The 24,456-nt window shown below is 39.4% G+C and carries 28 protein-coding genes; 21 read left to right on the plus strand and 7 right to left on the minus strand.

Annotated elements, in window-relative coordinates; genetic code table 11:
* Window positions 1-13 precede the first annotated feature (13 nt).
* Window positions 14-508: a dihydrofolate reductase gene (locus IW510_RS05295; RefSeq protein WP_202057616.1), complete on the plus strand. Its 495-nt coding sequence runs from the start codon at window positions 14-16 to the stop codon at window positions 506-508.
* A gap of 39 nt (window positions 509-547) precedes the next feature.
* On the plus strand, window positions 548-1,387 hold the full coding sequence (locus IW510_RS05300; protein WP_202057618.1) for an alpha/beta fold hydrolase: 840 nt from the start codon (window positions 548-550) through the stop codon (window positions 1,385-1,387).
* 125 nt (window positions 1,388-1,512) lie between these two features.
* On the opposite strand, the gene lexA is transcribed toward IW510_RS05300, so the two are convergent.
* Window positions 1,513-2,133: a transcriptional repressor LexA gene (gene lexA / locus IW510_RS05305; RefSeq protein WP_202057620.1), complete on the minus strand. Its 621-nt coding sequence runs from the start codon at window positions 2,131-2,133 to the stop codon at window positions 1,513-1,515.
* A 218-nt stretch (window positions 2,134-2,351) separates the two neighbouring features.
* Between lexA and IW510_RS05310 the strand changes: the two genes are divergently transcribed.
* From IW510_RS05310 to IW510_RS05320, 3 genes are all read left to right on the plus strand, one after another.
* Window positions 2,352-2,594 (plus strand): DUF896 family protein, encoded by a 243-nt coding sequence (locus tag IW510_RS05310; RefSeq protein ID WP_202057622.1) that lies wholly within the window; start codon window positions 2,352-2,354, stop codon window positions 2,592-2,594.
* Window positions 2,595-2,692: 98 nt separating this feature from the next.
* Window positions 2,693-4,687 carry a transketolase gene (gene tkt / locus IW510_RS05315; RefSeq protein ID WP_202057624.1) on the plus strand — a complete coding sequence of 665 codons (1,995 nt, stop codon included), beginning with the start codon at window positions 2,693-2,695 and terminating at the stop codon, window positions 4,685-4,687.
* 295 nt (window positions 4,688-4,982) lie between these two features.
* Window positions 4,983-5,837, plus strand: a complete 855-nt coding sequence (locus tag IW510_RS05320; protein ID WP_202057625.1) for a glucosaminidase domain-containing protein — start codon at window positions 4,983-4,985, stop codon at window positions 5,835-5,837.
* Window positions 5,838-5,894: 57 nt separating this feature from the next.
* Here IW510_RS05320 and IW510_RS05325 read toward each other — a convergent pair whose 3' ends face one another.
* Complete coding sequence (locus IW510_RS05325; RefSeq protein ID WP_202057627.1) at window positions 5,895-6,893, minus strand: 4-hydroxy-3-methylbut-2-enyl diphosphate reductase; 999 nt, start codon at window positions 6,891-6,893, stop codon at window positions 5,895-5,897.
* Between the two features lie 161 nt (window positions 6,894-7,054).
* Between IW510_RS05325 and cysK the strand changes: the two genes are divergently transcribed.
* Both cysK and IW510_RS05335 read left to right on the plus strand, forming a co-directional pair.
* A complete protein-coding gene (cysK, locus tag IW510_RS05330; RefSeq protein WP_202057628.1) occupies window positions 7,055-7,984 on the plus strand; it encodes a cysteine synthase A in 930 nt (309 codons plus the stop codon).
* A gap of 172 nt (window positions 7,985-8,156) precedes the next feature.
* Window positions 8,157-8,807 (plus strand): phage head-tail adapter protein, encoded by a 651-nt coding sequence (locus tag IW510_RS05335; RefSeq protein WP_202057630.1) that lies wholly within the window; start codon window positions 8,157-8,159, stop codon window positions 8,805-8,807.
* A gap of 87 nt (window positions 8,808-8,894) precedes the next feature.
* On the opposite strand, the gene IW510_RS05340 is transcribed toward IW510_RS05335, so the two are convergent.
* A complete protein-coding gene (locus tag IW510_RS05340; protein WP_202057632.1) occupies window positions 8,895-9,539 on the minus strand; it encodes a hypothetical protein in 645 nt (214 codons plus the stop codon).
* Window positions 9,540-9,898: 359 nt separating this feature from the next.
* On the opposite strand from IW510_RS05340, the gene perR reads away from it, so the two are divergent.
* From perR to IW510_RS21235, 10 genes are all read left to right on the plus strand, one after another.
* On the plus strand, window positions 9,899-10,339 hold the full coding sequence (perR, locus tag IW510_RS05345; protein ID WP_202057635.1) for a peroxide-responsive transcriptional repressor PerR: 441 nt from the start codon (window positions 9,899-9,901) through the stop codon (window positions 10,337-10,339).
* Window positions 10,340-10,346: 7 nt separating this feature from the next.
* Entirely contained in the window at window positions 10,347-10,727 is a 381-nt protein-coding gene (locus IW510_RS05350; RefSeq protein WP_330932584.1) for a RidA family protein, read from the plus strand.
* 455 nt (window positions 10,728-11,182) lie between these two features.
* Window positions 11,183-12,532: an NADH oxidase gene (locus IW510_RS05355; RefSeq protein ID WP_202057638.1), complete on the plus strand. Its 1,350-nt coding sequence runs from the start codon at window positions 11,183-11,185 to the stop codon at window positions 12,530-12,532.
* Between the two features lie 182 nt (window positions 12,533-12,714).
* Window positions 12,715-13,347 carry a YczE/YyaS/YitT family protein gene (locus tag IW510_RS05360; RefSeq protein WP_202057640.1) on the plus strand — a complete coding sequence of 211 codons (633 nt, stop codon included), beginning with the start codon at window positions 12,715-12,717 and terminating at the stop codon, window positions 13,345-13,347.
* 145 nt (window positions 13,348-13,492) lie between these two features.
* Window positions 13,493-14,545: a helix-turn-helix domain-containing protein gene (locus tag IW510_RS05365; RefSeq protein ID WP_202057642.1), complete on the plus strand. Its 1,053-nt coding sequence runs from the start codon at window positions 13,493-13,495 to the stop codon at window positions 14,543-14,545.
* 216 nt (window positions 14,546-14,761) lie between these two features.
* Entirely contained in the window at window positions 14,762-15,628 is an 867-nt protein-coding gene (locus IW510_RS05370; protein ID WP_202057644.1) for a YitT family protein, read from the plus strand.
* Between the two features lie 191 nt (window positions 15,629-15,819).
* On the plus strand, window positions 15,820-16,314 hold the full coding sequence (locus IW510_RS05375) for a cysteine hydrolase family protein (protein WP_202057646.1): 495 nt from the start codon (window positions 15,820-15,822) through the stop codon (window positions 16,312-16,314).
* A gap of 79 nt (window positions 16,315-16,393) precedes the next feature.
* The gene (locus IW510_RS05380; RefSeq protein WP_202057647.1) at window positions 16,394-17,275 is read left to right on the plus strand and encodes an SPL family radical SAM protein; all 882 of its coding nucleotides are present in this window, start codon (window positions 16,394-16,396) and stop codon (window positions 17,273-17,275) included.
* 21 nt (window positions 17,276-17,296) lie between these two features.
* Entirely contained in the window at window positions 17,297-17,584 is a 288-nt protein-coding gene (locus IW510_RS21230; RefSeq protein WP_236674617.1) for a hypothetical protein, read from the plus strand.
* On the plus strand, window positions 17,478-17,798 hold the full coding sequence (locus IW510_RS21235) for a GNAT family N-acetyltransferase (RefSeq protein WP_236674618.1): 321 nt from the start codon (window positions 17,478-17,480) through the stop codon (window positions 17,796-17,798). The genes IW510_RS21230 and IW510_RS21235 overlap by 107 nt, the downstream gene beginning before the upstream one ends.
* Window positions 17,799-17,813: 15 nt before the next feature.
* On the opposite strand, the gene IW510_RS05390 is transcribed toward IW510_RS21235, so the two are convergent.
* Window positions 17,814-18,353, minus strand: coding sequence for a LysM peptidoglycan-binding domain-containing protein (locus IW510_RS05390; protein ID WP_202057654.1), 540 nt, complete (start codon window positions 18,351-18,353; stop codon window positions 17,814-17,816).
* 205 nt (window positions 18,354-18,558) lie between these two features.
* Between IW510_RS05390 and IW510_RS05395 the strand changes: the two genes are divergently transcribed.
* On the plus strand, window positions 18,559-19,227 hold the full coding sequence (locus IW510_RS05395) for an HD domain-containing protein (RefSeq protein WP_202057655.1): 669 nt from the start codon (window positions 18,559-18,561) through the stop codon (window positions 19,225-19,227).
* Window positions 19,228-19,325: 98 nt separating this feature from the next.
* On the opposite strand, the gene IW510_RS05400 is transcribed toward IW510_RS05395, so the two are convergent.
* Window positions 19,326-20,612 (minus strand): MFS transporter, encoded by a 1,287-nt coding sequence (locus IW510_RS05400; RefSeq protein WP_202057657.1) that lies wholly within the window; start codon window positions 20,610-20,612, stop codon window positions 19,326-19,328.
* Between the two features lie 454 nt (window positions 20,613-21,066).
* Here IW510_RS05400 and IW510_RS05405 point away from each other — a divergent pair, with 454 nt between their 5' ends.
* The 3 genes from IW510_RS05405 to IW510_RS05415 all read left to right on the plus strand — a co-directional run bounded on the left by IW510_RS05405 (window position 21,067) and on the right by IW510_RS05415 (window position 23,113).
* The gene (locus IW510_RS05405; protein ID WP_202057659.1) at window positions 21,067-21,843 is read left to right on the plus strand and encodes a DUF4097 family beta strand repeat-containing protein; all 777 of its coding nucleotides are present in this window, start codon (window positions 21,067-21,069) and stop codon (window positions 21,841-21,843) included.
* A gap of 161 nt (window positions 21,844-22,004) precedes the next feature.
* Window positions 22,005-22,430 (plus strand): cupin domain-containing protein, encoded by a 426-nt coding sequence (locus IW510_RS05410; RefSeq protein WP_202057661.1) that lies wholly within the window; start codon window positions 22,005-22,007, stop codon window positions 22,428-22,430.
* Between the two features lie 98 nt (window positions 22,431-22,528).
* Window positions 22,529-23,113 (plus strand): DUF1349 domain-containing protein, encoded by a 585-nt coding sequence (locus tag IW510_RS05415; protein ID WP_202057662.1) that lies wholly within the window; start codon window positions 22,529-22,531, stop codon window positions 23,111-23,113.
* Between the two features lie 105 nt (window positions 23,114-23,218).
* On the opposite strand, the gene IW510_RS05420 is transcribed toward IW510_RS05415, so the two are convergent.
* Window positions 23,219-23,620: an organic hydroperoxide resistance protein gene (locus IW510_RS05420; protein ID WP_202057663.1), complete on the minus strand. Its 402-nt coding sequence runs from the start codon at window positions 23,618-23,620 to the stop codon at window positions 23,219-23,221.
* Window positions 23,621-23,796: 176 nt separating this feature from the next.
* Window positions 23,797-24,348 carry a DUF1697 domain-containing protein gene (locus IW510_RS05425; RefSeq protein ID WP_202057664.1) on the minus strand — a complete coding sequence of 184 codons (552 nt, stop codon included), beginning with the start codon at window positions 24,346-24,348 and terminating at the stop codon, window positions 23,797-23,799.
* Window positions 24,349-24,456 lie beyond the last annotated feature (108 nt).

Consider the following 24,456-nt stretch of genomic DNA (forward strand, 5'->3'; position numbering starts at 1 on the left):
GGAGTTAAGGTGTATGTTAGCAGCTATATGGGCTCAAGATGAGCAGGGGTTGATTGGTAAGGGGAATGTCCTTCCGTGGCATTTGCCGAATGATTTGAAATTCTTCAAAAAAATGACCGAGAACAACACGATTGTTATGGGGAGAAAAACCTTTGAAGGAATGGGTGGAAAAGCTCTTCCAAATAGAAGAACAATTGTTTTAACGAGAGATCAAGCATATCAAGGTGAAGCAATTGAGGTGATGCATAGTGTTGATGAGGTTCTGCAGTTTGCCGAAGCCTTTTCCGGAATTACCTTTATCGCAGGTGGTGCAAATATCTATCAGGATTTTCTGCCCCATTGTGATGTGTTGTATCGTACAGTTATTCATGAAACATTTGAAGGGGATACTGTGTTCCCTGAAATCAACTGGGACGAGTGGACTCTTATCAATACCAGTGAAGGCGAAGTTGATGAAAAAAATAAGTATTCTCATGATTTTGAGACGTATCAACGAAAAGCAACTTAGTTATTCTGCTTATGGAGGACTGTGAAAGGAGAGATTGTGATGAATATCGCTATCAACGGTTGCTCGATTCATTATGAGATTATTGGTACAGGGCGACCTGTACTATGTCTTCACGGATTTCCTGAGGATCATGAGGTCATGCTGCATTGCATTGAACCTGCTTTTTCAGCGCTTGATGGTTATCAGCGAATCTATTTAGACCTACCCGGAATGGGAAAATCTACACCTTCTGAAGCGATTCAGACGGCAGATGATATGTTGGCGATTATTCAAGCATTTATTCAGCAGGTCATTAAGAATGAACCGTTTTTACTGGTTGGACAATCCTATGGCGGCTATCTTTCTCTGGGGCTAACGCTGGTTGACCAAGAAAAGGTCGATGGGCTGTTTCTTTTGTGTCCATGTGTGAAGGCAGATAGACAGCATCGAACGCTTCCTGAAAAGCAGCTTAGAGAGAGGCCTCAGTTTCTTGTAGAAGAAACTGAGGCAGCAGCCTTTTCTGACTTCATGGAAATGGCGGTTATTGCCAATGAAAGGACTTGGACGAGCTATAAGAAAGACATTTTACCTGGTTTACTGAGAGCAGATGAAGGATTTGTAACGAACTATCAAGCCAATGGGTATGAATTATCATTTGAATCAGCGTTCAATACAGTTGGTTTTGATAAACCGGTAACTTTCTTAACGGGCAGGCAGGATGATTGTGTGGGGTATCAAGATGCTTTTGCGTTGGTTCCTGCATTTTCTCGTGCCACATTTCTGGTAGTTGATAATGCCGGACATAACTTGCAAATTGAACAACCCGTTCTGTTTCAAGAAACATTTAAGAAATGGTTGACACATGTTAACGAATCAAAAGAGAAGGGGACAGAAGTGTAGTGTTGCTTCGATCCCATCGTTTATCTGGATTTCCAGAAGCTGAGACAAAACTAGTTGAGTTTTGTCTCAGCTTCTTTGCATAAAAAAATCAGATTCCCAAAAGGAATCTGATCCATACGCTGTTTTTAAATATGATTTCTATAAAGACCAACGACCTTGCCTAAAATACTGACATTATCTAAGATGATTGGCTCTAAGGCATCATTTTCAGGTTGGAGACGAATATAATTGCTTTCTTTGAAGAAACGTTTACAGGTTGCTTCATCCTCATCAGTCATGGCAATAACGATATCTCCATTTGTTGCGTTCGGCTGTTTTCTTACAATAACCTGATCCCCATCGAGAATACCGGCGTTAATCATACTTTCTCCACGAATGGTTAACATAAATAAGGCATTTTCTTCTGAACGAAGGTCTGGGGGTAGTGGGAAGAAGTCAGAGGCTTCTTCAACAGCCAGAATTGGTTCGCCGGCAGTAACAACTCCAAGCATGGGAATTGTTGTTGGCTGAACACCAATTTTCTCCAGTCCTTCTGCAGTTAATTCAATAGCTCTTGGTTTTGTCGGGTCTCTTAAAATTAGTCCCTTTTTCTCCAAGCGAGCCAAATGGCCATGGACAGTGGAGGTTGAAGAGAGGTCTACAGCTTTTCCGATTTCCCTTACAGTTGGGGGATATCCTTTAAGTTCAACTTGTTCATATATATATTTTAATACTTCGACTTGTCTTGTTTCAGTACGCTTTGCCAATATCCGCACCTTCTTTCACTTTTATAGTTACAGTCTATCACACTTAATAATTTAAATCAAACAAGCGTTCGTGTTTTTCTTTCGTGGAATTTAGTTGTTTTTTTCTGTTACTTCTTATACTATTAGAGTGTTGATAAAGTAGTCATAGAAACTATATGAGCATGAATCATCACAACAGTAAACTGCTGAGGTTCATGGAAGAGAAGGAGGAAAGAACTGTGCTGTCAAAAGAAAAGCTTGCTCGGATTAATGAACTGTCTAAGAAGTCTAAAGAATCTGAGTTGACTGCTGCAGAAAAGCAAGAGCAAAAGACGCTGCGTGAAGAGTATATCAAGACCTTTAGAAAAGGGATGCGTCACCATATAGAAGGGATGAAGGTCGTTGATCCGAAAGGAAATGACGTGACACCTGATAAATTGAAACAGATTCAGAAGGAAAAAGGGTTGCACAATCGGAAATAATTACAGTGAATTTTACTTAAATTCGTTGCTTTCATCGATGAAATGGGTTACAATATTGATAATAAAGGTAAAAAAAACCTAAATAGGAGATGATTTTTTTGTTCGACAAAACTGATCAGCTTGGTGTGAATACGGTACGTACACTGAGTATTGAAGCGATTCAAAAAGCAAATTCAGGACATCCGGGATTACCGATGGGTGCAGCACCAATGGCCTATGCGTTATGGACAAAACATTTGAAGGTGAACCCAACGACCTCTAGAAATTGGGCTGACCGTGATCGTTTCGTGTTATCTGCAGGTCATGGTTCTGCGTTATTGTACAGCCTGCTCCATTTATCCGGCTATAATGTGACGATGGATGATTTAAAATCCTTCCGTCAGTGGGACAGTAAAACTCCGGGACATCCTGAAGTGGATCATACGGATGGTATAGAAGCAACAACTGGTCCACTAGGGCAAGGGATTGCAATGGCAGTCGGAATGGCAATGTCGGAAGCACATTTATCTGCAGTGTACAACAAGGACAGCTTCTCTGTTGTTGACCATTACACTTACGCTCTATGTGGTGATGGTGACTTGATGGAGGGTGTTTCTCAAGAAGCTGCATCAATGGCCGGACATATGAAATTAGGCAAGCTGATTGTATTGTACGATTCAAATGATATCTCATTGGACGGACCAACATCGAAAGCCTTCACTGAAAATGTTGGTGCACGTTTTGAAGCATATAACTGGCAGCATATTTTAGTAAAAGACGGCAATGATTTGGCAGCTATCTCAAAAGCGATTGAAGAAGCTAAAGCTGAAACAGATAAACCAACATTAATTGAAGTAAAAACAGTTATTGGTTTTGGTGCGCCAAAAGAAGGTACTTCAGCTGTTCATGGTGCGCCATTAGGACAAGAAGGTATTGATGCAGCAAAAGTAGTTTATGGATGGGATTATCCAGACTTTACGGTGCCTGAGGAAGTTGCAGCGCGATTCCGCGAAACAATGATTGAAAAAGGTGAAAAAGCTGAAGCCGAATGGAATGAGCTTTTTGCAAACTACAGTAAAGCACATCCTGAACTGGCAAAACAATTCAAAGATGCGTTTGCGGATAAATTACCTGAAAACTGGGACAAAGAATTACCGGTATACGAAGTTGGCAGCAGCGCAGCCAGCCGTGTAACCAGTAAAGAAACAATTCAGGCACTTTCTAAAGCAATCCCAAGCTTCTGGGGCGGATCTGCTGACCTGTCAGCTTCCAACAATACAATGGTAGCTGATGAGAAGGATTTCGAACCGGGACAATATGAAGGGCGCAATATCTGGTTTGGCGTTCGCGAGTTTGCCATGGCAGCTGCGATGAATGGTATCCAATTACATGGAGGAACCAAAGTCTATGGAGGAACATTCTTCGTCTTTACAGATTATTTGAGACCTGCTATTCGATTGGCAGCAATTCAAAAAACACCGGTTACGTATGTTCTAACACATGATTCTGTTGCAGTTGGTGAAGATGGTCCGACACATGAGCCGATTGAACAACTGGCAAGTGTTCGCTGTATGCCTGGTGTTCAAGTAATTCGTCCGGCTGACGGCAATGAAACTGTTGCTGCGTGGAAGTTGGCTATGACTTCTACAGACAAACCAACGATTCTTGTTTTGAGTCGTCAGAATCTTCCTGTGATTGAAGGAACAAAAGCAATGGCGGAAGAATTTGTTGGAAAAGGAGCCTATGTTATCTCTCCACAAAAAGGAGAGAAGCCAGAGGGAATTCTTATCGCTACCGGTTCTGAAGTGAATTTGGCAATTGAAGCTCAAACAGCATTAGCAGAACAAGGTAAAGATGTTTCCGTTGTCTCTATGCCAAGCTTTGATTTGTTTGAAGAGCAATCAGAGGAATACAAAGAATCTGTTTTACCAAAAGCTGTAAGAAAACGTGTAGCAATTGAAGCAGCTTCATCATTTGGTTGGGATCGTTATGTTGGTTTCGAAGGTACAACTGTAACAATTGATCGTTTTGGTGCTTCTGCTCCTGGCGACACTGTGTTGAGAGAATTTGGTTTTACAGTGGAAAATGTAACAGAAAAATATAATAGTCTTTAATATTTAAATAGAGAACTATAAAATCAGACAGAACATTATGTGAAATGTTCTGTCTGATTTTTTATTCTTTAAGCCACCATGTCATTCATTTTTCAACATAGATATTAATTATTTCCTAAATGTAAAGTATATATTATGTTAATAAAAATAATTTTGTCTTTCTTTTGAGTCAATTATATTTCGAACAAATTTCAATTAGATTAAATTTGCATATATGAGATTCTATATTGTTGTTTCTTTTTTTTAATTATCATACACTATTATCATGATAATTATTTAAGGAGGAACAAAGTGAATGGAGAAACGTGAAACACGCAGCAGTAAGCATATAGAAAAAGCAATGAAACAAAGAAAAAATGCGAATCGTTTTGCTTCAGGTGTTGGAGTTGCTTTATTATCTGTCCCGTTAGCAGGTGGAACGGCCCTTTTTTCTGATGAGACGGAGGCCTATGCCTATGAAGAGATTTCTTCTGTTTCACCGTTGGATTTCATTGAATCGATTGGCTACTCCGCTTCAACTGTTGCGAGTGCAAATGACTTATATGCTTCAGTAATGATTGCACAGGCATTGTTGGAAAGCAGCTATGGAAATTCTCAATTGGCAAGTGCACCGAACTATAACCTTTTTGGGGTGAAGGGAAGCTATGCAGGTCAATCAGTATATATGTCAACAACAGAGTATATGAATGGTGAATGGTTGATAACTTCTGAGCCATTTCGTGTCTATTCCTCTTATTATGAATCTTTTCTAGATCACGCGAATGTAATCTTATACGCTGTTTCCGGTTATGGCAGCTATTACTACTCTAATGTCTGGAAGAGCAATACAACGAGCTATATGGACGCTACAGCGGCATTAACCGGCACCTATGCAACAGACCCCGGTTATGCTCAGAAATTGAACTGGTTGATTGAAACATATGGACTGACACGTTTTGATACCGGAGCTGCTGGATATAGCTATTATTCTGATACTGAGAGTCAGGCAGTTATCTATTCTGAATCAGGATTAACGAACTATACAGTAAATGCAGGGGATACACTTTGGGGAATTGCTCAGAGCTATGGTACCACTGTTGATCAATTGATGGCTCTTAACGGGTTATCAGCTGATTTGATTACTGTCGGTCAAGTGATACAAGTAAGGTAAGAAGAAAATGAAATCCCCCTGTTGAACTGAAGATTCAACAGGGGGATTTTGCATGTTTTATCGCTTGCCATTTCGCAATTCTTCTAATCGCCGCTCGCGGTTTTTTGTAATATCCTTTTTTCGTGGTCTCGGTAAGATAGCTTCTTCTGTTACGGTGCTTTCTTGATGGAAGGTAACAGGGTTGTCGCTGTCAAAGCTTTGTAAGTAGCTGAGAACTTCACGAACAATCGGCGTAGGGGTTGAAGCGCCGGCAGTTACAGCGATTTTTTTTACATTTTTCAGCCAATCAGCTTGAATCTCGGAAACATCAGAGACACGGTACGCTTTTACGCCGGCCTGTTGTTCAGAGACCTGAGCCAGACGATTGCTGTTATTGCTTTTAGGGTCTCCTACAACAATTGTTAAGTCGCAGCCCTGAGATTGCTCTACAACGGCTTCCTGGCGAACCTGAGTCGCTTTACAGATATCTTGATGGATTTCCACCTTCGGATATTTCTGCTCAATTAAGGCAATCAAATCAAGAACATCCCATTGGCTCATTGTTGTTTGATTCGTCAGAAATAATTTTTTGTTTTCTGAAAAATTTAATTGCTCAATATCTTCAATAGAAGTAATCAGATGTACATGTTCCGGTGCCACACCGATGGCTCCTTCCGGCTCCGGATGATTCCTTTTGCCAATGTATAGGACATCGAAGCCGTCACGAACTTTTTTTTCAATGATTTCGTGGGTAATCATGACATCAGGACATGTCGCGTCAACAACTGTCAGCCCTTTCTCTTCAGCAAGTCGCTTGATTTTGGGTGAAACCCCATGGGCAGTTAAAATGACTGTTCCTGAGTTAGCCTGTTGTAGGATTTCTTCACGATTTTCTCCATCAAGAGTATGTATTCCAACACTTTCAAAAGCTTCGGTCACATGCTTATTGTGCACGATCATTCCCAGTATGTAGATAGGTCTGGGTAACGATTCATCTAAAGAGACATTTCTTGCGATGACCATTGCGTCAACGACCCCATAACAATATCCTCTGGGACTTATATTTACGATTTCCATATGAATAAACTCCTATAGTTTTTTTCTACTATACAACATTTACATTAAGATTGTGTAAAGTTCTATGTCCAACTGTTTAACTATAGCAAATTAATGGCGTGATTTCAAAAAATGGGCTATGATTAAAAAAAGATTAAAAATTCTTGGATGGGGGAAATAGCATGACAAAGATTGTTAAATCGGTAACAGAGCTGATAGGACAAACACCAATTGTTCAGCTTCAACAAATTGTTCCTGAGGGGGCTGCAGACGTTTACGTGAAACTGGAATTTTTCAATCCGGGAGGCAGCGTGAAAGATAGAATTGCGTTAAGTATGATTGAACGTGCAGAAGAAGAAGGAAAGCTTTCTGCCGGAGGCACAATTATTGAGCCGACAAGCGGCAATACAGGGATTGGATTAGCGATGGTTGGAGCAGCCAAAGGCTACAAGGTTAAAATTGTGATGCCTGACACAATGAGCATGGAACGTCGTCAGTTAATGAAGGCGTATGGTGCAGAGCTGATTTTAACTCCCGGAGCAGAAGGGATGAAGGGGGCCATTGCAAAAGCAACAAGCCTTGCTGAAGAAAATGGTTATTTCATGCCGTTACAATTTGATAATCCGGCAAATCCATCCATCCATGAAAAAACAACTGCTAAAGAAGTAGAAGCTGCTTTTGAGGGTCTGGGACTAGATGCCTTTGTTGCTGGGATAGGTACAGGCGGAACGATTACCGGAGTAGGACATGAGTTGAAAAAAGTTTATCCGGAAATTCAAATTATCGCTGTTGAACCAACAGAGTCGCCTGTTTTAGAGGGTGGAAAGCCAGGACCACATAAAATTCAAGGGATTGGGGCTGGTTTTGTTCCTAAGGTCTTAGATACAGAGGTCTATGGTGAAGTACTTGCTGTTTCCAGTGATGCAGCAATGGAAACAGCTCGTCAAGCAGCCGAAAAAGAAGGCCTACTTGTAGGAATCTCTGCCGGTGCAGCTATTCATGCAGCTATAGAAACAGCGAAGAAGCTTGGCAAGGGTAAAAAAGTGCTAACTGTCATACCGGATAATGGTGAGCGTTATCTATCTACTGCGTTATATCAGACAGAAGACTAACCTCTTGAATACCGTACAGATATAAATTTTTATAACTATCAGAAATGAAGGAGACAATTTGGTCAACACCAGTGAAGGTGATAGACGAAATCGTCTCCTTTTTTAGTGAATATATCAGATTTATAAGCCGAATTTGATATAATGTGGGAAAGGAATAAAATTGGAGGCAGTGATGAATACAGAATGGTCAGAGCAAAACAAGAGGATGCAGCAACAGTTGAAGAAGAAAGAGACATTCAATCAAGGGATAGACACGTTATTGTCTTTGCGGAAAAAGCTGATGGAGCAAACGGTTCGCTTTCAATCAGAATTAGCTCAAGCGGATTTTAGTGCACAACCATTTCCAAATGCAAAAGGCTATCACAGTAAAACCATCGCCTATTCTCTTTATCATATATTTCGAATCGAAGATATTGTTGTTCAAACATTGATGAGAAAGGAAGAGCAATTGTTCTTCCGGCAAGGCTTTCAAACTGGTATGGGTGCTTCCATACAAACAACTGGAAATGAATTAGTAAAGGAAGAGATTGCCATTTTTTCACAAGGCTTAGATTTGGAGTCGCTGTATCGTTACGGAGCAGAAGTAGACGGCGCTACAACCAGACTATTGAATGAACTTAGTTTTTCAGATACCAAAGTTAAAATGACTGAAGCTGACAAGGAAAAACTATTGCTGACAGAATCCGTAGCTCCCTCAGAGGCCTGGCTGGTGGATTATTGGTGCAGCAAAGATATTTCCGGGTTAATTCGAATGCCGCTTTCCAGGCATTGGCTTATGCATATTGAAGCCAGTCTAAGGATTAAAAATAAGCTCTTAAAATGATGGTTATTGCTGAAGAGCAGAAGTGTCACGCAGCGAAGGTTTGGAAGAGTATTGCTTGTGAACCTCTTTTGTGTTGCTAGTACGACTTCAGTTTTTCATTATCAGATAGCGAAGAAGATAATCGTCTTGATGGAAATATTGAAATAGAGTGAGCACGGCAATTACAAGTGCTCCAACAAAATCTGCTAAAAGATCAATCATAGTATCCATCAAGGCCAGCTGTCCTAGCTTAGGTACTTTCTGGGGGCCGCTAAACTGCTGCAGGTTCATACCAAAGAAGCTATCACAGAAAAATTCCCAAAACTCCCAAAGGACACCAATGGTCAAGGAAAAACAAAGTCCGCCAAAGATAAAAAGCCAGATAGAGTGAGAGGCGCGGGTATCAACTATCAGTGTGAGGAGGCTGTAGGCCAGCAGACTAAATAGAATCCCGCACAACACATGGAGTGCTTTATCCCAATGAGGGATTTTGTTGACAAAATTCAAACCAGTTCCTACAAAGACAGAGGCGATTAAGAATAACTGATAGAAATTGAACAACTGAATGGGGAAGGAAATATGAAAAATTCGTTGAATCAGATTTGGAAGAAACACTAAAAATAAACCGACAAGCAGCTGAAAAAGTAGAAAATAGTTGATTTTTCCTATGTTTTTTCCTTGAAGATAAATATGAATGCTGATTGTTACCCAGGCAGCCAGTGAAAAGGTAGAAAACGAAAATGCTTTGACCATGTGAATTCCCTCCTAATCAAATTAATAGTACGAAATGAATAGTTAAAAGTCAGAGGATATCAAGTAGAAATGCTGGCAACTGATAACGCTTTCATTCGTGGTAGCACAATTAAAAAAAGAGATTTGTAAGGATAGAATAGAAAACGATTGATGAAACAGCCGGACACTTAGTACTATCAAGTTTCTTAATTATTTAAATCAATAGAAAGATTTTTCATTATTAATTTGTATTATTTATTATTTAATAAGAAAATTTGAAGAAATTAGCGTTTTTCCCTTTGATTTTCAGGTTTGTTGGTGATTATTCTTGTCAAGCTTGATTAGAAATAGTATTATTTAATAAAAGGAGGGATTTATCAATGGATAATATATTGGTCAAAAATGCAATGGCAGAATTGAAAGAAGCCAATATTCGGATTACTCCTCAACGGTATGCGATTTTAGAGTATTTAATTGAAAATCATACCCATCCAACAGCAGATGAGATTTATCGAGCATTAGAGAGTCGTTTTCCTAATATGAGTGTTGCTACTGTTTATAATAATTTGAGACTATTTACTGAAATTGGATTTGTTCAGGAGATGAGCTATGGGGATGCCTCAAGTCGTTTTGATTTCAGTTCTAAAAAACATTACCATGCAATTTGCCAAAACTGTGGCAAGATTGTAGACTTTCACTATCCTGGTCTGGAAGATGTTGAGATGGCTGCCAGCCGTTTGACTGGATTTGAAATCAACGAGCATCGTCTGGAACTATATGGTTTATGTCCGGATTGTCAAAAATTGAAGGAACAGGAGTAGGTTCATGATTAAGAAAGTACATACGGATAAGGCGCCAAAAGCGATTGGACCTTATGTTCAAGGTAATATTGTAAACGGTCTTTTGTTTGCGTCAGGTCAAGTGCCGCTGCATCCGGAAACCGGAGAAGTAGTCGGTACAACAATTGAAGCTCAGACAGAGCAGGTATTGAAAAACGTCGCAGCTATTTTGGCAGAAGCCGGCAGTTCGTTTGACCGAGTGATTAAGACAACATGTTTTTTGAAAAATATGGAAGATTTTGCTGCATTCAATACAATTTATGCAGGAGCATTTACTGATCACCTTCCTGCAAGATCCGCTGTAGAGGTCGCTCGTTTACCAAAAGATGTGCTAATTGAGATTGAAGTAATTGCTTCAGTTAATGAATGATAGGCGATTTCACAAATGTTTGTCAGGAAAAGTCAAATAAAAAGAATCGATTGGAGACAGTCGGTTCTTTTTTTGTATACAAAAAGGAAATCCCGTTTTTTCCCGATGTTAATGTGTTTTAGTCAATCATTTTGCTCAAGAGTATAACGAAGAAGCTTCTTCTTTTTTCGTTTTTTTTAAAGAATGAACCTATTTCACTTACAAATCATAAGTATATTGGAAAAGTTTGTGAAAAAATAATTTTGAATTCACAAGCACAAAAATCGAATAATGATTCTTAGTTTGCTATAGTTCTAATTGTAAGCTGTATTTATCTATTAATTTTGTTTAAAAAATGAGTGTATCAGTCTGAGTCATTTGTTTCAATTCGAAGAGAATGAACGTTTCATTCATCGTCTTTATACAGAGTTAATAAGGCTTCATACTAGAAATCGTTGAAAGAAGGGGAACACATAATGAAAGTTGTAGTTGTAGGATGTACTCATGCTGGAACAGCTGCTGTAAAAAACATTTTGGCAAATCATCCGGAGGCAGAAGTAACTGTTTATGAAAGAAATGACAATGTGTCATTCTTATCATGTGGGATTGCTTTATATGTTGGAGGAGTCGTGAAAGATCCTGCAGGTTTGTTCTATTCCAATCCAGAAGAACTGGCATCATTGGGTGCTAAAGTAAATATGGAGCATGAAGTGCAATCTATTGATGTCGACAACAAAGAAGTTGTTGCAAAAGACCTAAATACTGGAACCGTTGAAACTGTTGCTTATGACAAATTAGTTATGACAACTGGTTCATGGCCAATTATCCCGCCAATTCCAGGAATTGAATCTGAGAATATCCTATTGTGTAAAAATTACAATCAGGCAAATGTAATCATCGAAAAGGCAAAGGATGCTAAAAAAGTTGTCGTTGTCGGCGGCGGCTATATCGGAATCGAGTTGGTAGAAGCCTTTGTTGAATCCGGTAAACAGGTAACCTTAATTGATGGGCTTGATCGTATTTTGAATAAATACTTAGACAAAGCTTTCACAGATGTATTAGAGAAAGAGCTTGTTGACCGTGGTGTGCAGCTTGCTCTAGGCGAGAATGTAAAAGAGTTCAAGGCTGATGATTCAGGTGTTGTAACTAAAGTAATTACACCAAGCCAAGAATTTGATGCCGATATGGTTATTATGTGTGTGGGCTTCAGACCAAACACAGCGCTTCTTGAAGGCAAGGTAGACATGCTGCCAAATGGTGCATTGATTGTTGATGATTATATGCATACAAGCAACCCTGATATTCTTGCTGCAGGTGATAGTGCAGTTGTACACTATAACCCAAGCGGAACGAATAATTATATTCCATTGGCAACGAATGCTGTTCGCCAAGGAATGCTGGTGGGCTACAATTTGACAGAAAATAAACTGGCTTACCGTGGGACACAGGGAACATCCGGTCTATATCTGTTTGGCTGGAAAATCGGTTCTACAGGTGTCACTATGGAGAGCGGAAAATTGAATGGCTTAGACGTTGAAGCAACCTATTTTGAGGATAACTATCGTCCTGAATTTATGCCGACAACTGAAAAGGTTATGATGGAACTAGTTTATGAAAAAGGCACAAACAGAATTGTCGGTGGGCAGCTGATGTCTAAATATGACATTACTCAATCTGCAAATACTCTGTCTCTTGCAGTTCAGAACAAAATGACTGTTGAAGATTTGGCTATTTCAGATTTCTTCTTCCAACCACATTTTGACAGACCTTGGAACTACTTAAATCTGTTGGCGCAAGCAGCATTAGCAGATATCAACAATAAATAAGCAAGTTCTGATACTATGAAGAGAGCGAGTATAGGTGTCATACCCTATACTCGTTTTTTTCTATGCGAACCATGAGAACTACCAGTACAAAAAGCAATAGTGGGTAAGCATAAGGTAAATATTTTGCCTTTTTCAACTATTTTTGAGATGCTTAATCTGTAGGAAAAAAATGAGGTGAAAAAATGAATAACAAGTTAAAGGAAACAGTCATTCGTTCGCTGTTCGCGCTTTTAGGGGTAGCCATTCTAGCTTTTGGTGCAGCTACCTTGCGAATCGGTCAGGTTGGGTTAGACCCGTATACAGCTGCGAATATCGGGATTGGTGACACATTAGGACTTTCATTAGGTGTCTATCAGTTGGCAATCAATATTGTCATCTTGATTTTGGTTTTTATTTTTGGAAGAAAATATATCGGTATAGGCACAATCATTAATATGGTTCTTGCCGGCTTCTTTATTGATTTTTTCACGTGGGTGTACACAGATATTTTTGCTATCAAGCTGACACTTGTGATACGAGCGATATTGCTAATTGCAGGAGTGTTAATCTTTACCTTCGGTGCTTCCTTCTATATGTCAGCAAAGCTGGGAAATGCGCCTTATGATGCTATCGCGCCGATAATTGTCGACCGAACAAAGGCCAGCTACCGTGTTGTACGTGTGAGTCAGGATATTGGTTTTGTTTTACTGGCTTTCATTTTCGGAGGTCCGGTAGGAATAGGAACAGTTATTAATGCGTTCTTTACAGGACCGCTGATTGAGTTCTGGAATAAAAAAGTGAGTGAACCTCTGATTGAGGCTCAAGCAAAAAAATAATTTTGGAAAAACCAGCAGATAGTTTAGAGCTTTCTGCTGGTTTTGTTCCTGCTGCTCAAGTTTATCCGGCTTTTCTATCTAGTTACTCCATTGTCGCTAGTGCTGTTCCGTGGTATGGTTTTAGTAGATGAAAGGAGGAGTAGATATGCATGTGAACACGTTGATTCGAAGCTATCGAAAAAAGCGAGGAATGACACAAGAAAGCCTTGCCAGCCAATTGAATGTTTCAGCAGGAGCTGTCAGTAAATGGGAAACAGGTGCTTCTTTACCTGACACAGAGCTGTTGATTCCGTTAGCGAATGCGCTTCAGGTGAGTTTGGATGAGTTGTTTGGCTTTTCACTTAGCTTGTCAGATGAGCAACTTCAGACAATCAAAGCGGATATTATTGCCTCATTTGAACAAGGCTCCTTCTCAGATGGACTACTTTTGATAGAAAGGTATATCGCAGAGTATCCCCATTCAGAAGCGCTTGTTTATCAAGCAGCACATTTAATTTGGACATATAGCCTTCTTGTTCCTTTTGAGAGTGAAGAGGAAGTGCTTATAAGACGCGAGAAAGCATTTGAACTATATGAGCAGCTTTTCGATTCCGACAATGAGCTGATGCGATTAAATGCCTTATACAGCGGAGCAGTTATTTTAATGACTGCCAATCGGCTAAATGAATTAGAAGACCTGCTTCAGAAAATTCCGACAGCCGACTACGATACCTTTTACATGACCTTGCATGTTTTGGAAGGAAAAGGAGAATATTTGCAGGCAAGAGAACTTTCTTTGGCAAAGCTTTTTAGTCGAACCAATGAGCTGTGTTCTTTGTTGGCTATAACTGGGAGACTGTATGAACAGACCGAAGAGCCAAAGCAGGCAACCGTTTGTTTTAAGCTGCTTGAAAAACTAGAAGGGCTATTTCAATTAATTACCCCATCTGTGACAGAACCAAGAAAAATCAGAAGGTTGATAGAGGCTGGGGATGAAATACAAGCGGCTGCTGAGTTGAAAAAACACATGTTGACTCTGACCGAACAATCTCTTAATTGGAAGGAGCATTTCCTATTTTCTTCAATTAAGTTATCAGCAGGGGATAATGAGCAGAGGCAGATTAGGAAACTATACGTGCAAGAAATGTTAGCAGAGTTTGGTGACTTAGAAGGATGCGATGCCTATGAAGAAGCAAAAAAAATTGTCGCGGCTTTTTAGCCATGATAGAAGTCTAAGACTTTTTCGAAGATAAATTATTTGAGATATAGCTATTCAATTTTAAGGGCTGCGGCACACACCGCTGCAGTCTTTTTTATTTTGTAAATCATAGCAACAGATTCAAATTGGTTTATTAAAATTCCTCTCATTTTTGATACAGAATAGGATCATCCATGGTAGTATAACGAAGGATATAAATGAGAGAGGAGCACGCAGATGAAAACGTTTATTATGAAAAATTCAGTTCGAGATGCTTTGTATGTGACCGTAGGGTCTTTTTTATTGGCTGCAGCAATTAACAGTATTTTATTGCCTATGTCTATTGTTTCCGGTGGTGTCTCAGGGCTTAGTATTGTATTAAATCATTTTTTCGGGTGGAATCCTGCCCTGACCCTATACGCAATTAATATTCCCTTGCTAGTACTTTGTTTTATTTTTTTAGGAAAGGAAAATGGGTTTAAAACATTATATGGCAGCTTAATCTTTCCTTTTTTTGTAGGGATTACAGGTAATATTCCGGCACTTACGGATAATTTGCTGCTTGCTTCAATTTATGGAGGAATCGGTGTTGGGGTTGGTCTGGGACTGGTCTTTCGAGGGAATGCCTCAACAGGTGGAACGGCTATCCCGGCACAGATTATTCATAAGTATTTTAAAGTGCCCTTGGGTTTATCAGTCTCAATTGTTGATGGGTTTATTATTCTTTCGGGGCTGTTGGCCTTTGATGTGGACCGCATTTTATTTTCAATGATTTGCTTGTTCTTAACAGGACGAGTGATTGATATTATCCAAGTTGGTGTTGTTCGCTCAAAGAATGTTTTCATCGTTTCTCCTCAGTATGAGGAAATGAAACAGGAGCTGTTGAAAAACTTAGATAAGGGAGTCACCTTAATCCCGATAGAAAGCGGCTATCATGAGAAAAAAGGAATGCTGATTATGACCGTCATCAAAGAAAAGGACTTTCCAAAATTGAAAGAAAGCCTGCTTCAGATTGATGAGCATGCATTCATTGTATCCATGGCTGCCAGCGAGGTCTTTGGCAGAGGCTTCAGCCTACAGCGTATTTTTGATTATATGGAATAGCTTTATAATAGGAATCTTAAGAGACAGCAGATTAGATAGTCAAGCGACTAAACAATCTGCTGTTTTTTGCAGCTTCTTTTTCGGATAAAGATATAATTTTTTCTGAAATGACTTTTTAGAATGGAAAATATTGGTATAATAAGACAATAAATTTTTGTCAGTCAGTTTTCGACAATGAAGGTGTGGGATAGATGAATAAAAGAGCGCTATTAGTCATTGATTTACAAATTGGTGTGGAATCCAAAGAAAAGAAGCTGTATCGATTAGATGAGATCATAAAGAAAGTAAATGAACAGATTAATGATTTTAGACAAAGTAATCGACCAATTATTTTTGTTCAACATGAGGATGAAGAGCTCGTCGCAACATCTGAGTCCTGGCAGCTTTTTCCTGAGCTGAATGCAACGAAAGAGGACTACTATGTTGGAAAGACACATGCCAACTCGTTTTATAAAACAGGACTTAGTGAGTTACTGGAAGAGCTAGGTATCGACGAGCTTGAAATATGCGGAGCACAAACGGAATACTGTGTGGATACAACCATTCGTATGGCACACGGTTTAGGGTATCGCTTATTTATGAGACCAGGGACAGCGACGACTACTGACAACGGTCACTTGAAGGCCTCTCAGATTATCAAACATCATGAAGCAATCTGGGACAATCGGTTTTTGACATTTATCTAACGATGCTTGACTCTCTCCTAAGGTCAGGGTGTATCGTTGAATGAAAGAAAGCGACCTATTCTTGAAAGGAGAAATTCTGATGGAAAAAATTCAAGCAAAGAAGCTTCTGACAAAGACTAAGAATCGAGAATGGTTTGGGACTGATTACACGATGAATATTTATCGCGGGTGTCACCATGGCTGTATTTATTGTGATTCAAGAAGCGAATGCTATCAAATCGACAATTTCGATCAGGTAACCTATAAGGAAAATGCTCTTGCGCTGTTGAATCAGGAGCTGCAAGGCAAGAGAAAGAAGGCTGTTATCGGTTTTGGTGCAATGTCAGATGCTTACAATCATCTGGAACGAAAGAAATGCCTCACAAAAAATGCCTTAGAGTTGATTGACACACATGGCTTTGGTGTTTCGTTGGCTACTAAAAGTGCATTACTGGAAAGAGATATCGAACGATTTAAATCGATTCAACAGCATTCGCCGGTAAATATCGGTTTTTCTTTCAGCACATCGCATGACAGGCTTGCCAGTCAAATAGAACGGCATGTCTCTTTGCCTAGTGAACGATTTGCAGCTTTGGCAAAGTGCAAAGAAAACAATCTTTATAGCGGCATCTTATTAATGCCGATTCTACCGTATATTACAGATAATTTGAAGCTGCTGGTTGACTTGATCTATAAGGCACATGAAGCAAATACTGACTACATTTATCCTCTTTTTGGCATGACACTGAGAGATAGACAAAAGGACTATTATATCAATGCCTTGGAAAAGCTGTCTCCGGAAATTGCCAACAAATACAAAAACGATAAAGTGAACCAGTATTTTTTTCCGGCAGAAGACTATGAGCGGTTGAATGATACATTTAAAAATTTATGTATAAAATTGGGAATCAGCTATAAGATGGCAGATATTATTGCCGGCTATCAGGACCAGTATCAAACGGAACAGGGAAGCCTATTCTGATGAAGAGAGAGGGAGAAGACAATGACTATTCGGTCTATTCGTAAAGGAGATGGAGAAGCATTTTTAGCCATGCAGCGTCAGTTGGATCAAGAAAGTGACTTTATGCTGCTGTTGCCGGAGGAGAGAACAACAACAAATGAACAATCTGAACAGCATGTTGAAGATGTGCTTGCTCGAAACGACTTTCTCTATGTCGCGTTGGATGATTCAGGACAAATTAGCGGGTATATTTATGCGGAAAGAGGCGAAGTCAAAAAAAATAAGCCATTCTGCTTATATTGTGATTGGACTGCAGAAAAAAATGCATAGAAAAGGAATCGCTACCTACTTTTTTAGAAAATTAGACCAATGGGCGAAAGAACAGCATATCAAGCGATTGGAACTGACTGTAATTACTCAAAATACAGGTGCAATCGCATTATACAAAAAGGCCGGATTTGAAATAGAGGGCACCAAAAAGAACGCCATTTTCCAAAATGGCGTTTATCAGGATGAATATTACATGTCAAAAATTTTGAGTTAACAGCTGTTTTCGTTCTTATCGGACAAGTAACTCGACACCAACTAAAACAGTCGTGTCTGTCAACCCATTTTTTTGCATCAGTTCATCAAGTGAAAGTCCGTGGTTTTCAGCAATCAGTGATAGCGAGTCGCCTGCTTGAACGACATAGGTACTTGCTTGCTCCTGAGTAGATGATTCAGGACTTGCCTGCTGTTGTTCAGAAACAGGAGGTTCAGCATTGTTTTGTAGCTCCTGATTTTCAGCTGAGCTGGCGCTTGTATCAGCCGGAGCTGCAGATGATTCGGTTGTGGATGATGAGCCTGTCGACGGTATTGTGTTTGTTGTATTACCTGCTGTCGATACTGTAGAGCTGCCTTTAGCAAGCTTATCTATTTCACTTTCAAGACGCGAGACTTGAGTAGCAAATGTCTCTTGTTTGTTATCCGATTGATAGGCATGATAGACCAAATAGCCTAAGCCTAGTGTATTTACAAGTAATAAAATCAGAAGAAATATAAAAATGCCGGAGGAGCCGCCCCCTCTTCGTGCTGATCGGCTTGTGTGTTTATCTCCCATTAAAAACTCCCCTTTGCTCAATTATCAAATGTAGTATAGCACATCTGTTTTAAAATAACTTGTGTTTTTGAAAAATTCTGTTATTTAACTTAAAAATAATAGAATCTAATCAATTGAACGAAAACAAGCTCTTTTGTCAATTATATGTTACCAGTCTTTCTATCGGGTCGTCAATAGAGGATTTGGATAAAAAGGAGGTATTTCCATGTTGTCAGCAAGTGAAGAAGAAAAGATACTGTTAATTAAAGCATATGCAGAAGAGATATTGGCGGAAGATATGACGGGTCATGATAAAGCACATATTCGCCGAGTGGTTCAACAAGCTGAGAAAATTGCTGCAACGGAGAGCTGCTCTCTATTCATTGTAACGGCTGGTGCGTATTTGCATGATGTCATTGATGACAAATTAGTTGCCGATGAGGCAGAGGCCTGTAAAGCAGTTGTTGAATTCTTGAGCAATATTGGACTTGATGCACAAATAATCGAAAAAATTCTTCATGTGATAACAAATGTCTCTTATAGTAAGGAAGTTCTCCATGGGAAGACTGATTCACTGTCGATAGAAGCGAAAATTGTTCAAGATGCCGATCGTCTGGATGCAATGGGAGCGATAGGGATTATTCGTACAGCTTATTATGGCGGAAAGAAGGGACACTTGATTCACGATCCACAAAGGATGCTGCAACAATTTGCAACGAAAGAGGAATACCGAGAGGGCACGACAGTAATTAATCACTTTTATGAGAAGCTGTTGAAGCTTCAAAACGGGTTGTATACGGATTATGCCAAGCGTGTTGGAAAGAAAAGGCATGATTTCCTCTTGCTTTTCCTGGAAGAATTTCTCGAAGAGTGGGGAGAATGTAAAAAGGATTAAGAGCCTCATTTATGAATAAAGGTTGATCTGGGAGGGGGCACGTGTCTAGCACGGCAACCTACAGACCAACCTATTTATATGAAAATAAATGAAAAAGATTAACCGAGTGCTTGCATTCTTTTTAGTGAACTGAAGAAAAGACAAACTAGAATGCCGAATATTCCTAAAATGAATAACAGAAAAGCTGAGCCAGCACCTTTTCCTTCTCCGAATAATGAGAGGAATGGCGAAACTTGCCGCTGCATCAATGGTTCAAACCATTCATCAATTGATAATCCTGCAAGAAGATGTCCAAGAGGAATAGTGAAAAACTGAAGTGCATTTCTCACGGAAAAGACTCGGCCTTGCATTTCCAATGGAATTTTTTCTCTCAAAATCACATCCATATTCGCACTCATGAAGGGAATTGGCAACCAGCCTAGAATCCCGCTGAAACACCAAAGCGGAATAGAATCTGTTAAAGCTAAAATGAAATTCTCTGTTGCCATAGAAATGAATAAAGCGGTACAAATGACCTGAATTCGATTTTTAGGCGCTGCGCGAAGCGAGACGATGATGCTGCCAACCAGACTGGCCAAGCCAGTGCAACCATTTACTAAGCCTAATACAGTCTCATCGTTCGGATATTTTGCGAGAACAAGAGCCGGCAATGCAGTATCAGACATTGAAGCAATCAGGTTGATTGCAGAAAGAAAGAGAATCAATTCAAGAATGCCTCTGTTCTCTTTTAAAAAACCTATTCCTTCTTTTATCAGCTCGAAAACAGACGTTTTTTCGCTACTGTTTTCATTGGAAGAAATACTGGATTGATCGATAGGAACGAAAAAGAGCAACGCAATGCAAGCCATACTGAAGGTTAATCCATCCATCAATAATACAGCCTGAATACTGAAAAATGATAAAAGCATGGTTGCTAAGACAGGTGTCAGCATCGTTACAAGAGCATTGGAAAAGGACCGTAAACCACTGGTCTTCTGAAAATACTCTTTGGGAACCAGCAGAGTAATTGCGACATCAGAAGCTGGGGACTGAAAAGCGCCCATTATCCCGTTGATGATATTGATAATATAAAGATGCCAGACCATAAGCTGACCTGTTTGCAGCAGAATGAAAGCTGCCAGCGTTCCCAGCACAGCGACACTGTCACAGAACAGCATCGTTTTTTTCTTGTTCCACTTATCACTGAAGGCGCCCGCAAACATACTTAGCAGAACATAAGGGGCATAAGAACAAACTGTAAGTAAGCCCATCGTTAGAGCAGAACCTTGTTGTTGGTAAATCCATATAATCAGCGCAAAGCTGGTCATAGAACTTCCAAAGGATGAGAGTGTTTGTGTCACCCAAAGAATCATAAAGCTTTTTAAATTATTTTTTTGTTTCATCATGACTTTGCTCCTTAATAAATGTAGTAGACACTATTAATATGCAAAGTCATTTGGAACATCTAATTAATGGTTACTCCATGCAAGCTGTTCCAAAGACTTTGCATGGAGTTTTTTAATACAAATAACCATAGTTGTTTCCTCCTTGTCTGTTTCATATTCTTTCATTATAACGGATTTCATTTTCCGTTACGAGGGGAAATAAATGCTTTCAGAGGCGGAAGAAGTACAAAAATCCTTTTATTTGCACTGGTTTATTTGAACAGATTGAAAAGGTATGGGCATAGCTCAAATTCTCTACACTGTTTTTTTGCAGCAGTACACTTTTGTGCCAAGCTCATTTAAACAATAAAATCCGTCGTTTGTCCCATAAAATATCCGTCGCGGGACTTATAGGAGAATTCGCTGTACTACTATATACTAAATGTATAAATGAGATTAGTTAGGGGATAATAAAATGAAAAAAACAGGATTAGTGGTAGCAGGATTTGGGATGTGTTTCTTATTGGCAGGGTGTCAATCTTCAGGCAGTTCTTCTTACAAGGAGAAGCATTATGAAGGAATTGGGGATGTCCAAACACTTGAAATTGCGGATGATAATATGAAAATTAATGTAGTTGGTGTGTCTAGCGAACAGCCGTTAACTATTGATTATTATGAAAGTAAGAATGTGACTTATACAATTAATGATGACAACAATAAAGTTTCGATGAAAAAGAAAAAGCAATCTTTTGGCTGGAATATTTTTTCCTTATTTAACTGGAATTTTGAAGATATCGAAGTGACAGTCCAGGTTCCTGAGAATCAATTGAAAAATCTGACGGTTAAAACAGAAAACGGTAAGATTGTTGTCGAAAATTTGACTGTCGGTGAAGCAAAACTAAAAACAACAAATGGGAAGCTGTTGCTGGAAGATACTCAAGCTAAAAATTCACTGAAGCTGGAAACAACAAATGGTAAGGTAGAAATGGCAAATGTGCAGGCGAAGGATATCAAGATTGATACAACGAACGCTAAGATTACCTTTGATCAGCTACTTGTGGAGGACTCTTTTAAGGCTGAAACCACTAATGGGAAAATCAGTGGTACAATTGAAGGGAGTCAAAAAGATTTCAAAATCGATTCGAAAACGACAAATGGAGATAACAGCTTAAGTAATTCAGAGTCCGGCAGTAAAGATTTGAGACTAAAAACAACGAATGGGGCCATTCGTGTAGACTTTAGTGAGGATTGATTAAGCATAGCTATTCAATGATAAGAGGCTGCGGCAATCTGTGTCGCAGCTTTTTTCTAGCTTCAAAAAATGAAAGGGCTTTGATAAAATAGGGGATATGGAGACTTTTATCATGACAGCTTGAAGAAATGAGAGCAGCAAAGAAATGAGGGAAGGGAAGTATGGAGAATCAATCATTAGACTTGAAAAAACTGCAGGAATCTATTTTTGTGAAAAAGTCAGAGGGGACAGAGGTTAATTATTTTCTCTACCCGGAGTTTGAGGTGCATAGGAATAGTTTACCTTCCGGAGTTATTCAAGAGTGGCATGCACATACGCAGGTGGAGGAAGTGATTGTTTGTACAAAAGGCAGTTTCATCATTGAGACAATTGAGAACCAAAAGCTTATTTCTACTTGTGTGGAGCAGGGAGATGTTGCTCGGGTGAGAAACAGCGTGCATCGATTGAGAAATGATGAGGAGAATAGTGCCGAGTTTATTGTTTTTCGCTTTTTACCGGATGGTGAAGAAAAGCAGGAACAGATTAAGCGTGATAAACGTACATATACAGAGGACCAAATTCAGTTGTTACTGAGTAATAAGGAATAGACTTAGGAGAGAGACATACTTATTTTTTTCTTCTAGAAAGATTTAACAGGAATGGCTGATGGAAACCAGTAGACCCAAGAAAAGGAGTGGAACAAACAATGATGGAGATGAACGGAAAAAGATTTGAGTGGATAAACGAATCGTCGTGTACTGTAAAAGAAGAGGTGCTGGAAATCAAAGCAACAGCAAACTCTGATTATTTTGTTGATCCTGCAACGGGGAAGAAATCCTTGAACGCCCCATTTTTATATACAACAATCCATGGAGATTTCACGCTTCGAGCTAATGTATCCCCTACGTTCAGCGAAGTGTACGATGCTTGCGGCTTTCTATTTTATGATCACAAGCTGCTTTGGGGGAAATTATGCTTTGAATACACTGATATTGGGAAGAATGCTGTTGTCAGCGTTATTACAGATGGTACTTCTGATGATGCAAATGGTCAATCCATTGAAGAAGACAATGTTTGGCTTCAGTTATCAAGGAAAGGCCAGCTGTTTTCAATGCATTATTCTTTAGATGGTGAAGATTATCGGATGGTCCGTTATTTTTCTCTCCCTTGCAAAGAGGAGCTTAAAGTAGGGTTTTCGGCACAATCTCCGCTAGGTCAAAGCGGTAGAGGCATATTTAGAGAAATCGTACTAAAGGATCATTGCCTTGCTGATATGAGGCGAGGAAAATAATAGACAGAAAAACAGAGGGTAGAAGAGTATAAAGAGGTCGAGTTTTAAGCGAATCCTTATATATTTTCTATCCTCTGTGTGTTTATTCGCTCTCTTGACTGGAAACTAAACTAACTCCAGCTCTACGTCAATATTTCCACGAGTCGCCTTGGAATACGGGCAGAAATCATGCGCCTTTTCTAAGTATTCTTTTGCTGTCGCTTCGTCAAGTCCATCAATATGCACATCCATAACAACACCGATTTGATAACCGCCGTCATCCGTTGTATAGAGAGAAACTCGAGCCTTTACTGTGGATTCTGCTTCGATATTTCCTTCCTTCAATACATGTTGTAGCGCTCCGTTGAAGCATGAAGCATAGCCGGCAGCAAAAAGCTGTTCCGGATTGGTTCCTTCAGCATGGAGTCCGGGTGGTGTAATCTTCATGTGCATGGCACCATTCGGAGCTTCTACATAGCCGTCTCGACCACCATGATTGGTCATCGCTGTTTCATACATTTTTTTCATTTATTATTCCTCCGTTCTGTTCCTTATCTTTATTCTATTGCCTTATGCTCTATCATTCAATTGATTCGACTTAAGAGAGAAGAAGAAAAGTAACAACTGTTTATAAACGAGGTAGAAAAAATAACATTCGTAATGTAGGAAGAAACCGGACAGTTGGACGAAGATAGAAAAAAAATTTACACTATATCTTGTTGGGATAACTGAATCAGTTTGTTCACCGTATTGGCATTTCGTATGGTTACATGATTGTTTACCGATGAACTGGCAATTTTGGACCATCGGGCTTTTGAAAAGGTTTTTCGCGGTGCCGACCAGAAAATCACTTCTCCATGATGTGCAATTTGTTCATATTCAGGTTTTATTTCACCGACAGCTTCATAAACATCCTCAACACGAACGGGAGAAATAACAAAAATCGCATAGTGGATGGATTCTTTGTCTATATCCCACCAATCAGGTGTATGCTTTAGTATATCTGATAAATCCTTAGCGACTAGGACTGTTACAGGAATGGTCAGCATAAATTTTTCAGTAATTAACTCTTCGCACAATTGTATCAGGGCTTGTTTGTCTTGATTTTTACTTGAAAAAATAATATTTCCACTATTGATGTATGTTTTTACGTCTGAAAAGCCAATTTCTTCAAAAGCTTCTTTTAGTGCAGGCATAGATAGCTTGTTCTTTCCACCGACATTGATTCCCCGCAGCAGTGCAATATATGTCTCCAATCAAATCCCCTCTTTCCTAATGTTACCAAATAGTATAGTATACTATTAACTGAAAATATAGGTTTCTAATCAAGATAAAAGACTATAAGTGACATTTCTTTATAGGTC

The organism is Enterococcus sp. BWR-S5 (assembly GCF_016745255.1).
Classification (GTDB): Bacteria; Bacillota; Bacilli; order Lactobacillales; family Enterococcaceae; genus Enterococcus_L.